Raw genomic sequence first — 12,599 nt, 5'->3', positions numbered from 1 at the left:
ATCGAAAGCTCGCGCACGGACATCGACATCTTGCCTCTCCTTACTGATGGCGGCCTAAAAGGTGGCCGGATTGCCGGACGGCGTGTCCAGCCCCAGGCCGTGCCAGATACGGCGCACTTCGTCGCGCTCGGCGAGAAAGCCGTCGGCCGGTACCTTGCCCGGCTGCTTCTGCAGGACCAGGCGGTGCAGCGCGGCGCGGTAGGCCTTGTAGGCTTCGCGCAGGGCAATGGCGTCCGTGGCCGGTACCAGACCAGCCGCTTCGAGGGATTCCAGGATGCGGATGTTGTCGGGAAAACGCAGCAATTCGGGATGCTGCCACGACCAGGCCAGAACGGCATATTGGACCATAAATTCGATATCGACGATACCGCCGGCATCCTGCTTGAGGTCGAACAGCTGCTCCGGCCGGCGCGCGTTCGGCCCCAGTCCGCCGGCGGTCACCGCGGTGCCGAGGTTGTCGAGCATCTTGTCGCGCATGCCGGCCACGTCGGCCTGCAGGGTCGCCAGCTCCCGCTGCCGACCGAGGATGCGCGCCCGCACCTCGTCGAAGCGTTCTCCTAGACGTGGACAACCCGCCACCACCCGCGCCCGCACCAGCGCCTGGTGCTCCCAGGTCCAGGCCTCGCTCTGCTGGTAGCGCTCGAAGGCCTCCAGCGAACTCACCAGCAGCCCCGCCGCGCCGGACGGCCGCAGGCGCATGTCCACCTCGTAGAGGGTGCCCACCGGGGTGGTGGTGGTGAGCAGATGGATGATGCGCTGGCCGAGGCGATTGAAGAACTGGGCGCCATCCATGGGCTTGGCGCCATCGGTCTCGGCCAGGGGATCGGCGTCGTGGATGAACACCAGGTCGAGGTCCGAGCCGTGGCCCAGCTCGATGCCGCCGACCTTGCCGTAGCCGACGACGATGAAGTCCGGCTGGCAGGGCGAGCCGTCGCGCCGCTGCGGCGTGCCATGGCGCTGCACCAGCTGGCGCCAGGCCAGGCCGAAGACCTCTTCGAGGATCACCTCGGCCAGCCAGGTCAGGTAGTCGCTGACCTTCATCAGCGGCAGGCTGCCGGCGATCTCCGCCGCCGCCACCCGCAGGCTGTGGGCGCGCTTGAAGTGGCGCAGCACGTCCATCTGCTGCTCCAGGTCCTCTTCAGGCAGGCGCATCAGACGTTCGCGCAATTCGCCAGCCAACTCCGGCTTCTGCGGCGGATGATAGAGCCGACCCTCGTTGAGCAATTCGTCGAGCAACGCTGGATAGCGGGCGATCTGCTCGGCCACCCAGGCACTGGCCCCGCAGAGTTCCAGCAGCCGTGCCAGGGCCGGCGGATTCTCGCTGAGCAGGACCAGGTAGGCGGAGCGTCGCGCCACGGCTTCCACCAGCGGCAGCACCCGCTCCAGGGCGCGATCGGGTTGCTCGTCGGCACTGACCGCATCCAGTAGCCGCGGCATGAAGGCATCCAGGCGTTCGCGACCGGCGCGCTGCATGGCGCGCACCTGGCCACTGGCACGCAGGTTGGCCAGCAGTTCCAGCGCCTGCTCCGGCGTCTGGAAGCCCGCCTCGCGCAGTCGCGCCAGGGACTCCTCGGGGTCGAGCAGGTCTTCCCACAGCGGCAGCCAGCTGTCTTCCAGCTCGGCGCTCTGGGTCTCCTCCTCGGGATCGGCGATGGTCTGCTGGAAATGCCAGTCGATGCGGCTGCGCCAGGCGTCGAGCGCCGCGCTGAATTCATCCCAGTCGGCATAGCCCATGAGGAAGGCCACCCGCGCCCGCCCTTGGGGATCCACCGGCAGGGTCTGGGTCTGCTGGTCGGCGATGGCCTGCAACCCATGCTCGACATAGCGCAGGAAGCAGTAGCCCTCGCGGAGTTCCGCTTCGGCCGCGGCCGGCAGATAGTCGCGCTCGCGCAGACTGGTCAGCACCCTGAGCAGCGGTCGCTGTTGCAGCGCCGGATCACGCCCGCCGTGGATCAGCTGGTAGGCCTGGGCGATGAACTCCACCTCACGGATACCGCCCGCACCCAGCTTGACGTTGTCGGTCATGCCGCGTCGGCGCACCTCCTGGCGAATCAGCTGCTTCATGCTGCGCAGGGCTTCGATGGCGGAAAAATCCAGATAGCGCCGATAGACGAAGGGTCGCAGCAGGGTCAGCAGCTCGGCGCCGCTGACCTGGTCGCCGCCGACCACCCGTGCCTTGATCATGGCGTAGCGTTCCCAGTCGCGGCCCTGGTCCTGGTAATAGAGTTCCATGGCGGCAAAGCTCAGCACCAGGGCGCCGGCGCTGCCATAGGGCCGCAGGCGCATGTCGACGCGGAAGACGAAGCCCTCCACCGTGGTGGCATCCAGCGCCTTGATCAGGCGCTGCCCGAGGCGGGTGAAGAATTCCTGGTTGTCCTGCTCGCGCCGTGCGCCGCGGGTCTCCCCGGCCTCGCCATAGGCGAAGATCAGGTCGATATCGGAGGACAGATTGAGCTCCCCCGCGCCCAGCTTACCCATGCCCAGCACCACCAGTTGCTGTGGCTGGCCACTGTGGCGCCCGGTCGGCACGCCGAACTGGGCGCACTGCTGGGCGTAGAGCCAGGCGCAGGCCTGGTCGATGCAGGCATCGGCCAGCTCGCTGAGGTCGCGGCAGGTCTCCACCAGATCGGCCCGGCGAGTCAGGTCGCGCCAGACGATGCGCACCTGCTGCAACATGCGGAACCGCCGCAGCCGGCGCCCCAGCTCGGCCTCGTCCGGGCAATCGACGAGCGCCTCGCGCAACCGCTGCGCCATCTCGCCCGGTACCAGTGACAGCTCCAGATCGCCACTGTCGACCAATGCCAGGCAGGGCTCGGGCAGGCGGCAGAACTGCTCGACGACGAAGTCACTGAGAGCGGCCACCCGCCGCCAGTCGGCACGCTGCGCCGCGGACCAGTCTGCCTGGCGGGCGGCGGCCGCGGGCAGCGGGGACAGGGCGTCGGCCAGGCGCCGGTCGGCGAGCTCGGCACAGGCGACAAGAGTCGGAGGCAGATCGGGACGAAGGAGGGGTATCATGGGCAGTCCTGCGCAGGGACGGTCGAACCCCACCACCCTGCCGCGAACCCCATGCCAGGGACATTCCGACGGACCACCTGGTCCGAGCGGGAACCGTTTTCACGTCCGCGGTTCGGAGTTCGCGAGCCCATGAGCAGCGCGTTCGACAAACGTCGAATTGTTTTTTATCGCATTACAGCTCGGAGCTGAAACGGATTTGAATTTGTAGTAAAACTACACGCCGATCGGAACCGTCCGGTCATAAATCCAAGAATTTTCGCTGCCCCCAAGAGGCCGGCGGCGACCCTGAGGCGACCGATTTTGGAAGCCTTTCCGCCCTGGAGCAAGCCATGCAAGATCTCGATCCCGTCGAAACCCAGGAATGGCTGGACGCCCTGGAGTCCGTCCTCGACCACGAAGGCGAGGAGCGCGTTCATTATCTGATGACCCGCATGGGCGAACTGGCTACCCGCAGTGGTACCCAGCTGCCCTACTCCATCAATACCCCCTATCGCAACACCATTCCAGTGACCAAGGAAGCCCATATGCCGGGCGACCTGTTCATGGAGCGGCGCATCCGCTCGCTGGTCCGCTGGAACGCCCTGGCGATGGTCATGCGCGCCAACCTCAAGGATCCGGATCTGGGTGGCCACATCTCCACCTTCGCCTCCAGTGCCACCCTCTATGACATCGGCTTCAACTATTTCTGGAAGGCGCCCAACGAAGAGCACGGCGGCGACCTGATCTACTATCAGGGCCATGCCTCGCCTGGCGTCTACGCCCGTGCCTTCCTGGAAGGCCGCCTCTCCGAAGACCAGATGAACAACTTCCGTCAGGAAGTGGACGGCAAGGGGCTGTCGAGCTACCCGCACCCGCACCTGATGCCCGACTTCTGGCAGTTCCCGACCGTGTCCATGGGTCTGGGTCCGATCACCGCCATCTACCAGGCCCGCTTCATGAAGTACCTGGAGAACCGCGGCTACATCCCCGCCGGCAAGCAGAAGGTCTGGTGCTTCATCGGCGACGGCGAGTGCGACGAGCCGGAAACCCTGGGTGCCATCTCCCTGGCCGGCCGCGAGAACCTCGACAACCTGATCTTCGTCATCAACTGCAACCTGCAGCGCCTCGACGGCCCGGTACGGGGCAACGGCAAGATCGTCCAGGAACTGGAAGGCATCTTCCGCGGCGCCGACTGGAACGTCACCAAGGTCCTCTGGGGCCGCATGTGGGATCCGCTGTTCGCCCGCGACACCGAAGGTCGCATGCAGCAACGCATGGACGCCGTGGTCGATGGTGAATACCAGAACTACAAGGCCAAGGACGGTGCCTATGTGCGCAAGCACTTCTTCGGCGCCAATCCCGAGCTGCTCAAGATGGTCGAGGACCTGTCCGACGACGAGATCTGGAAGCTCAACCGTGGCGGTCACGACCCCTACAAGGTCTATGCGGCCTACCACCAGGCGGTCAACCACAAGGGCCAGCCCACCGTCATCCTGGCCAAGACCATCAAGGGCTACGGCACCGGTGCGGGCGAAGCCAAGAACACCGCGCACAACACCAAGAAGGTCGATGTGGAGTCGCTGAAGAAATTCCGCGATCGCTTCGACATCCCGCTGAACGATTCCCAGCTCAGCGAGCTGCCCTTCTATCGTCCGGCCGACGACAGCGCCGAGATGAAGTACCTGATGGGCCGCCGCGAGTCCCTGGGTGGTCACCTGCCCCAGCGTCGCGCCCGCAGCATCAGCATCCCCACACCGCCCCTGGAAACCCTGAAGGCGGTGCTGGACGGCTCCGGTGATCGCGAGATCTCCACCACCATGGCCTTCGGCCGCATCCTGTCGCAACTGGTCAAGGACAAGGACCTGGGCAAGCGCATCGTGCCCATCCTCGCCGACGAGGCCCGTACCTTCGGCATGGAAGGCATGTTCCGCCAGTTGGGCATCTACTCGCCCCACGGCCAGCTCTATGAGCCGGTCGATCGCGACCAGGTGATGTACTACCGCGAAGAGAAGGACGGCCAGATTCTCCAGGAAGGCCTCAACGAGGCGGGCGCCATGTCCTCCTTCATCGCCGCCGGTACCGCCTACAGCAACTACAACCAGCCCATGCTGCCGGTCTACATCTTCTATTCGATGTTCGGCTTCCAGCGCATCGGCGACCTGGCCTGGGCGGCGGGCGATGCCCAGACCCGCGGCTTCCTGCTGGGCGGCACCTCCGGCCGTACCACCCTCAACGGCGAAGGACTGCAGCACGAGGACGGTCACAGCCACATCCTGGCCGGTACCATCCCCAACTGCCGCAGCTACGATCCCACCTATGCCTACGAGCTGGCGGTGATCATGCGCGAAGGCATCCATCAGATGATGGAACTGCAGCAGAGCGTCTTCTATTACATCACCGTGATGAACGAGAACTACCAGCAGCCGGCCATGCCCGAGGGTGTCGAGGAAGGCATCATCAAGGGTATGTACCTGCTGGAAGAAGAAAAGGGCGACTTCAAGCACCGCGTCCAGTTGCTGGGCTCGGGCACCATCCTCAACGAGGTCCGCGCTGCCGCGAGCCTGCTACGCGAGATGGGCGTCGGCGCCGATATCTGGAGCGTCACCAGCTTCAACGAACTGCGCCGCGAAGGCCTGGCCGTGGATCGCTGGAACCGCCTGCACCCGCTGGAAGAGCGCCGCCTGACCTACGTCGAGCAGTGCCTGGGCGAGCGCCAGGGTCCGGTCATCGCCTCCACCGACTACATGAAGCTGTTCGCCGATCAGATCCGCCAGTGGGTCCCCACCGAATTCCAGGTGCTGGGTACCGACGGCTTCGGTCGCAGCGACAGCCGCAAGAAGCTGCGTGATCACTTCGAGGTCGATCGTCGCTGGGTCGCCGTCGCCGCTCTGCAGGCGCTGGCCAACCAAGGCAAGCTGGAACGCAAGGTCGTGGCCGACGCCATCACCAAGTTCGGCATCGACACCGAGAAGCGCAATCCCCTGGATTGCTGATGCGGCACACGGATAAGAGGAAACAATTGTGAGCGAGACCATCCGCGTACCCGACATCGGCAGTGGCGACGGCGAAGTCATCGAGCTGCTGGTGAAGGTCGGCGATACCGTCGAGGCCGAACAGAGCCTGGTGGTGCTGGAGTCCGACAAGGCCAGCATGGAGATTCCGGCCCCCAAGGCCGGCAAGATCGCCGCCCTGCACATCAAGGTCGGCGACACCCTCAAGACCGGTGATCTGCTGATCGACCTGGAAGGCGAGGACGCCGCCACCGGCAGCGAACCCGCCGCCGAACCCAAGGCCGAGTCCAAGCAGCCCCAGGTCGAGGAAAGCGAAACCCCGACGCCAGCCGGCGACGAGGACGCTTCGGCGTCCGCCGGCGAAGGCGAGTCCCAGGAAATTCACGTTCCGGACATCGGCTCCAGCGGCAAGGCCAGCATCATCGAGGTGGCGGTCAAGCCCGGCGACACCATCGCCGCCGAGCAGACGCTGATCACCCTGGAATCCGACAAGGCCAGCATGGAAATCCCCTCCCCCGCCGCGGGCGTGGTGGAGAGCGTTTCCGTCAAGGTCGGCGACGAAGTGGGCACCGGCGATCTGATCCTGGTGCTCAAGGGCGCCGCCAATGCCAAGCCGAGCAAGAGCGTCGAATCCAAGGCCGGCGACAAGCCCGCCAAGGAAGCCGCCGAGCCCGAGCTGCACGAGGAAGCTGCCGCCGAGCCGGCCGGTGAGTCGGTCGAGGAGATCAAGGTCCCCGACATCGGCTCCACTGGTAGTGCCAACGTCATCGAGGTGCTGGTCAAGGCCGGTGAGCAGGTCAAGGCCGAGCAGTCGCTGATCGTGCTGGAGTCCGACAAGGCCAGCATGGAAATCCCGGCGCCCAAGGCGGGCGTGGTGGAAAGCGTCGCCATCAAGGTCAATGACCAGGCCAAGACCGGTGATCTGATCCTGACCCTGAAGGTGGCCGGTGCCGCGCCCAAGCAGGCGGCCAAGCCGGCTGCCGGCAGCACCGCCGCCAGCGCGCCGGCTGCCGAGAAGAAAGCCGAGGCTCCGGCCAAGGCTGCCGCCCCGGCCAGCGCACCCGCCGCCGGCATGGGCAAGAAGGTCCATGCCGGCCCGGCCGTGCGCATGGTCGCCCGCGAGTTCGGCGTCGATCTGGGCGAGGTCACCCCGACCGGTCCCAAGGGCCGCATCCTCAAGGAAGACGTCCAGGCCTACGTCAAGGATCAGCTGCAGAAGAGCAAGGCGGCTCCGGCCGCGGCTGCAGGGGCCACCGGTGGCGCCGGCATTCCGCCGATCCCCACCGTGGACTTCAGCAAGTTCGGTGAGATCGAAGAGGTGCCGATGACGCGCCTCATGCAGGTCGGCGCCAACAACCTGCATCGCAGCTGGCTGAACGTGCCCCACGTGACCCAGTTCGACCAGTCCGACGTGACCGATCTGGAAGCCTTCCGGGTCGGCCAGAAAGCCGTCGCGGAAAAGGCCGGCGTCAAGTTGACCATCCTGCCGTTCCTGCTCAAGGCCTGTGCCCATGTGCTCAAGGAACTGCCGGACTTCAACGCCTCCCTGGCCCCCAGCGGCAAGGCGGTGATCCGCAAGAAGTACGTGCATATCGGCTTCGCCGTGGACACCCCGGACGGCCTGCTGGTCCCGGTCATCCGCAACGTCGACCAGAAGAGCCTCCTGCAACTCGCCGCCGAAGCCGCCCAGCTGGCGGAAAAGGCGCGGACCAAGAAGCTCAGCGGTGACGACATGCAGGGCGCCTGCTTCACCATTTCCAGCCTGGGTCACATCGGCGGTACCGGCTTCACGCCGATCGTCAATGCCCCGGAAGTGGCGATCCTCGGCGTGTCCAAGGCCAGCATGCAGCCGGTCTGGGACGGCAAGGCCTTCCAGCCGCGCCTGATGCTGCCGCTGTCGCTGTCCTACGATCACCGCGTGATCAACGGGGCAGCTGCCGCGCGCTTCACCAAGCGCCTGGGCGATCTGCTGACGGAAATCCGCAGCCTGCTGCTGTAAACGCCACAGGACGGTAATGGCTTCCCGCTACCGTCTTCTGGTGTAGCAAGAACCCCGCTCATGCGGGGTTTTTGCTGCCAGATCAACCGAAAGATCCAGGAAAAAGGTAGGATGAGCGCCCTGAGCGTCGCCCCTTGCATGCCCTGGGCCCTATCGGGCAACCTTGACAGCTATCCCAGAGCGCTGGCGAGACGGAGAGGAAGAAGGATTAATGATTTGTCTGTCCTTTCCGATAACCCTAGGACATTTTTCCGTCTTCACAAGGACGCGGACCCTCGCATGAGTATTCACTCCGATGCTGCCGATGCCGCGGTAGCCGATCAGGCGGGCGCGCTCAGCGCTCCTGCCCGATTGGGCTTGCTGCGCTTCGAGCGTCTGAATGAAGCCTCCTGGGCGATGCTCTATCTCGACTCCCGCTGTGAGGCCAGCCTCGGCCTGCCCGCCCAGGCGCTGTGTTCGCTCATCGATGCCCCCTATGCCAGCCTGATGGAGCCCAGCGTCCGTCATCGCCTGCACGAGGACATCCAGCTGCAACTCGCCGAGCATGGCAGCTATCAGGTGCGTTACCTGTTCCATTCCACCACGGCCCCCTGCCAGGTCGTCGAGGTGGGCGAGAGCCTGCAGCGTCATGGTCGCCCCCTGCTACGCGGCTATCTGCTGCGGGTGATGAACGACGATGCCCTGGCCGGCGAATGGGAAGCCCACAACCTGGCCCTGCGGTCGACCCTGGCGCTCCTGCAGGAAAGCCAGGACCACAGCCAGCAACGGCTGGGGATGGCCCAGGCGCGGCAGACCCTGCTGCTCGAATTGTCCCGGCTGGCCCTGAGACAAACGCCGGTCGACGACGAACTGGTGCAGCTGCTGCGTGCCCAGGGCCCGGCCGCCTTTGCCGTGGATGAGCTCAGCCTGTGGCGCTACGAAGGCAATGGCCTCGTCACCCTGTGCAAGGAAGAGCGCCTGCCCACGCTGTGCAGCGACCACCGCCGCCGGTTGCGTGAGCAGGGCGTGATCGAAGACGCCAGCCAGGTGCTGCACCCTTCCCATACCGGGGGCGGAACGGCCCTGGACGTGGCGCTGCTGCACGAGAATCAGCTGATCGGCCTGCTCTGCCTGAGACGGGACCGGCCAGCTACCTGGGAGGCCGAGGACGTCGCCTTCGCCCGCAGCCTGGCGGAATGTCTGGCTGCCCTGCTCCAGCAGCCGGAGCGCTTGCCGAAGGTCGCCCACCCCCTCACCCGGGTGATGGAAGCCAGCAACGATGCCTTCCTGCTGCTGGATGCCGGCGGTCGCCTAGAGCACGCCACCGACAGCTTCGCCCGCATCACCGGCTATCCCATCGCCAAGCTGCAGGGCCTGCACGTCGAATCCCTGCCGGCCCTGGAGAACTGGAGCGAGCTGCTCTACGAAGCCTGGCAGCACCTGGCGCACCAGGACAGCTGGCAGGGCGAATTGCGGTGCTATCGCCGCGACGGCGAGACCTACTGGGGCCAGCTGTCGCTGTCCAAGATCCAGCAGCCCAACGGCGACCTGCAGGGCTATCTGGGTATCTTCCAGGACACCAGCAAGACCCGCTTCGCCCAGCAGCACAACGACGAGATGGTGTTTCGCGACAGCCTTACCGGGCTGGCCAACCGCAGCCACTTCATCGCCCGCCTGGAAGAGCGCCTGGAGCAGTCCAATCCGAGCAGCGAGCACTCGCTGCTGCTGGTGGACGTCGACAACTTCAAGAGAGTCAACGACAGCCTGGGTCATCGCATCGGCGACCAGCTGCTGGTGGGCCTGGCCCGGCGCCTGCGCAGCGCTCTGGGCAAGGGCGCGCTGATCGCGCGCATCGCCAGCAACGAATTCGCCGTGCTGCTCGACGGCATGGATGCGGTGTCCGCCACCAGCCTGGCTCGCGACACCCTGGTAGCCCTGGATCCGCCGCTCTATGTGGAAGGCCACCCGACCCTGATCAGTTGCTCCATCGGTCTGACCACCGCCAGGCCGCACGAAACCGATCCGCAGACCCTGATCAAGCACGCCGGCCTCGCCCTGCACAGGGCCAAGGCCACCGGCGGCCATCAGGTCCAGGTGTTCACCGAGGCGCTGATCGCCGAGGCCATCAACAAGCTGTTCGTGCAGAACAACCTGCGCCGCGCCCTGGAGCAGAACGAATTGCTGGTGCATTACCAGCCCAAGGTCTGCCTGAAGCGCGCCAAGCTGCTTGGCCTGGAAGCCCTGATCCGCTGGCAGCATCCGGAAAAGGGCATGATCCGCCCGGACCAGTTCATCAGCATCGCCGAGGAAACCGGGCTCATCGTGCCCATCGGCAAATGGATCATCCGCGAGGTCTGTCGCCAGCTGCACCGTCTCGACGCCGCCGGCTTCGACGACCTGCAGATTGCCATCAACCTGTCGCCCAAGCAGTTCACCGATCCCGACCTGGTGCAGTCCTTCGTCACCATCCTCGACGAGGAAGGCATCGCGCCCAAACGACTCGAGCTGGAGCTGACCGAAAGCCTGCTGCTGGATGCCACCGACGCTACCCGCAACACCCTCGAAGCCCTCAAGCGGCTGGGCATGAGCCTGGCGATGGACGACTTCGGCACCGGTTATTCGTCGCTCAGCTACTTGAAAAAATTCCCCATCGACATCATCAAGATCGACAGGAGTTTCATCAAGGACATCCCGGACAACCAGGACGACATGGAAATCACGTCCGCGGTGATCGCCATGGCCCACAACCTGCGGCTGCAGGTGGTTGCCGAGGGCATCGAGACGACCGAACAGCTGGCTTTCCTGCGCCATCATCGTTGCGATATCGGCCAGGGCTATCTGTTCGACAAGCCCATCCCGGCCGACCAGCTCGACGCCGCCCTGGCGCGTTACCTGCCGACGCGCTGACCCGCCGAGCGGACTCGACCCCGCTGCAGCGATTTTGCGTACACTGAGCTTTTCGCCTGGCCCTTTCCCACGAGGTATCCCATGGTCCTGCGTTCCGAAATCCTGACCAAGAAGACCCACCTGCCCGCCGCCGAGCAGGCGCTGCCCGGCCGCGAGACGGCCATGGCCGTACCCGCCGCCCACTACGTCAACGGTAATCCGTTGCAAGGCCCCTTCCCCACCGGGCTGCAGAGTCTGGTGCTGGGCATGGGCTGCTTCTGGGGCGTCGAGCGGCGTTTCTGGCAACAACCGGGTGTCTGGACCACCGCCGCCGGTTACGCGGGCGGCCATACCCCCAACCCGACCTACGAAGAGGTGTGCTCCGGCCTGACCGGTCATACCGAGGTGGTGCTGGTGGTGTTCGATCCGGCCCAGACCTCACTGGAGGCGCTGCTGAAGATCTTCTGGGAAGCCCACGACCCGACCCAGGGCATGCGCCAGGGCAATGATGTCGGTACCCAGTATCGCTCGGCGTTGTATTACAGCGACGACAGCCAGCGCGAGGCCTTCGAAGCCAGCCAGGCCGCCTTCCAGGCTCAATTGGCCGAGGCTGGTTATGGCGAGATCACCACCGAGATCGCTCCTTTGCCGCCCTTCTACTACGCCGAGGCCTATCACCAGCAGTACCTGGCGAAGAATCCCAACGGCTATTGCGGTCTGGCCGGCACCGGCGTGTGCTTGCCGCCCAGTCTGGCGGTCTGATCGCACTTCGCTCGGCTTACCTGGGGATCGTTGGGCTTCGGCGATAGAGCTGCCTCAGCCCAACCTACGCCAAGCTGTTCGTAGGTTGGGTTGAGCGCAGCGAAGCCCAACGTTGCCCCTCCCTTATTCCGCGATCAGCCAGTCCAGCCGCCAGCTGCCTTCGCCCTGGGCCAGATGCTCGGCCAGCCAGGGCAGCAATTCGCGTAGTTCTTCCTCCAATCCCCACGGCGGATTGACGACGGCCAGTCCCGAGCCATTGAGCCGGGTGGGGTCGTCCGCCGCGCGGATCAGCAATTCGACGTTGAGCAGCTTGGGCGCGCTGCTGGCCTGCAGACCCGCATGGAAACGCCTGAGCTGGCGGCGATCCTTGATCGGATACCAGAGGGCGATCACCGTCTGGCGCATCCGGCCGATGGCCTCGGTGACCGCTTTGACGCAACGCTCCAGCTCATCGGCCTTCTCGAAGGGCGGATCGATCAGCAGCAGTGCCCGGCGCTCGGGCACCGGCAGCAGCGCCCGCGGCAGCAGCCAGCCGTCCTTCTGGTGCACCGCCACCCGGCGATCACCGGCCATGTTTTCCTTGAGCAGGCGACCATCCTCGGGGTGCAGTTCGTTCAGCAGCAGCCGATCCTGAGGCCTCAAGGCCTGGCGCATCAACTCGGGCGAGCCGGGATAGTAGCGCAGCGCGCCATCGGGATTGAGCGCCGCCACCGCTTCGCGATAGCCGACGAAGGCGGCCGGTGCGGCGTCCAGCGCCCACAGCCGACCGATCCCTTCGCGCCATTCGTCGGTACGACTGGCCTGGTCGCCGGCCAGGTCATAGCGACCCACGCCGGAATGGCTGTCCAGATAGGCGAAGGGTGCCTCCTTGCGCGCCAGCAGCGCGGCCAGGCGCAACAGGGTGGCGTGCTTGAAGACATCGGCGTGATTGCCGGCATGGAAGGCGTGTCGGTAATTCATGGGATACT

6 protein-coding genes are annotated in these 12,599 nt (G+C 65.6%); 4 read left to right on the top strand and 2 right to left on the bottom strand.

Annotation, left to right across the window (positions count from 1 at the left end; genetic code table 11):
• Nucleotides 1-54: 54 nt before the first annotated feature.
• Complete coding sequence (gene glnE, locus AX284_RS00775; RefSeq protein WP_068383049.1) at nt 55-3,015, bottom strand: bifunctional [glutamate--ammonia ligase]-adenylyl-L-tyrosine phosphorylase/[glutamate--ammonia-ligase] adenylyltransferase; 2,961 nt, start codon at nt 3,013-3,015, stop codon at nt 55-57.
• Between the two features lie 329 nt (nt 3,016-3,344).
• Between glnE and aceE the strand changes: the two genes are divergently transcribed.
• The 4 genes from aceE to msrA all read left to right on the top strand — a co-directional run bounded on the left by aceE (nt 3,345) and on the right by msrA (nt 11,631).
• Nucleotides 3,345-5,987, top strand: a complete 2,643-nt coding sequence (aceE, locus tag AX284_RS00770) for a pyruvate dehydrogenase (acetyl-transferring), homodimeric type (protein WP_064307370.1) — start codon at nt 3,345-3,347, stop codon at nt 5,985-5,987.
• Between the two features lie 28 nt (nt 5,988-6,015).
• Nucleotides 6,016-8,004, top strand: a complete 1,989-nt coding sequence (aceF, locus tag AX284_RS00765) for a dihydrolipoyllysine-residue acetyltransferase (protein WP_068383047.1) — start codon at nt 6,016-6,018, stop codon at nt 8,002-8,004.
• 279 nt (nt 8,005-8,283) lie between these two features.
• Nucleotides 8,284-10,890 carry a putative bifunctional diguanylate cyclase/phosphodiesterase gene (locus tag AX284_RS00760; RefSeq protein ID WP_068383045.1) on the top strand — a complete coding sequence of 869 codons (2,607 nt, stop codon included), beginning with the start codon at nt 8,284-8,286 and terminating at the stop codon, nt 10,888-10,890.
• An 81-nt stretch (nt 10,891-10,971) separates the two neighbouring features.
• Nucleotides 10,972-11,631: a peptide-methionine (S)-S-oxide reductase MsrA gene (gene msrA / locus AX284_RS00755; protein ID WP_017640098.1), complete on the top strand. Its 660-nt coding sequence runs from the start codon at nt 10,972-10,974 to the stop codon at nt 11,629-11,631.
• Nucleotides 11,632-11,754: 123 nt separating this feature from the next.
• On the opposite strand, the gene AX284_RS00750 is transcribed toward msrA, so the two are convergent.
• Nucleotides 11,755-12,591: a 23S rRNA (adenine(2030)-N(6))-methyltransferase RlmJ gene (locus AX284_RS00750; protein ID WP_068383043.1), complete on the bottom strand. Its 837-nt coding sequence runs from the start codon at nt 12,589-12,591 to the stop codon at nt 11,755-11,757.
• Nucleotides 12,592-12,599: the final 8 nt, after the last annotated feature.

The organism is Pseudomonas sp. HUK17 (genome assembly GCF_001566765.1).
This window is presented reverse-complemented; position numbering and strand designations above follow the sequence as displayed.

Excerpts from the sequence above, each read along its gene's own strand:
- glnE (WP_068383049.1), bottom strand. The coding sequence starts at position 3,015 with ATGATACCCCTCCTTCGTCCCGATCTGCCTCCGACTCTTGTCGCCTGT.
- aceE (WP_064307370.1), top strand. The coding sequence starts at position 3,345 with ATGCAAGATCTCGATCCCGTCGAAACCCAGGAATGGCTGGACGCCCTG.
- AX284_RS00760 (WP_068383045.1), top strand. The coding sequence starts at position 8,284 with ATGAGTATTCACTCCGATGCTGCCGATGCCGCGGTAGCCGATCAGGCG.
- msrA (WP_017640098.1), top strand. The coding sequence starts at position 10,972 with ATGGTCCTGCGTTCCGAAATCCTGACCAAGAAGACCCACCTGCCCGCC.
- AX284_RS00750 (WP_068383043.1), bottom strand. The coding sequence starts at position 12,591 with ATGAATTACCGACACGCCTTCCATGCCGGCAATCACGCCGATGTCTTC.